This window comes from Wolbachia endosymbiont of Drosophila tristis (assembly GCF_028981745.1).
Taxonomy (GTDB): Bacteria; Pseudomonadota; Alphaproteobacteria; order Rickettsiales; family Anaplasmataceae; genus Wolbachia; species Wolbachia pipientis.
Genome location: NZ_JAPQLN010000011.1, coordinates 1 through 540, shown reverse-complemented (window position 1 = coordinate 540; position 540 = coordinate 1). Strand labels below are relative to the sequence as shown.

Below are 540 nucleotides of genomic sequence, written 5' to 3'. Positions count from 1 at the left end.
TAATGCGTGCAGCTAACTGGTCCTAATCGCTCTATAGGCTCACTCTCATACTGTCCCCTTAAAAGGACAGCCCGTGCACAGAAATCATCCATGCACGCGTCACACAGAAAACCTCTCTTTAAATAAACACCAACCGCATCCACACCACCCCACTCAGGGTGGACTGGATGACCTGGTGGCCATGGCGGGGAGTGATCCACCCGATCCCATCCCGAACTCGGCCGTGAAACCCCCCAGCGCCTATGATACTGCGGCTTAAGTCGTGGGAAAGTCGGTCGCCGCCAGGTCTTCCAGTCTACCCAATAAAACACCACCGCGGGGTGGAGCAGCCCGGTAGCTCGTCAGGCTCATAACCTGAAGGCCGCAGGTTCAAATCCTGCCCCCGCAACCAAAATCCTACTAAATTGTAATCACTACAGCCAACTCGCCTCCCTCAGGCGGGGTTTTTGCGTTGCACTCAATCCTTCCCTGCCAAACCCATAAAATCCATCACACTCTTCCAGAGCAGAATGCCAGCTCAAATTCTCATCCAAAATAGAA

The 540-nt window shown here is 53.5% G+C and carries 1 tRNA gene and 1 rRNA gene; both read left to right on the top strand.

What is annotated here, in order from left to right:
• Positions 1–171: 171 nt before the first annotated feature.
• A 5S ribosomal RNA gene (gene rrf, locus OZD64_RS00085) occupies positions 172–287 on the top strand.
• 27 nt (positions 288–314) lie between these two features.
• Positions 315–391, top strand: a tRNA-Met gene (locus OZD64_RS00080).
• The last annotated feature ends 149 nt before the right edge of the window (positions 392–540 follow it).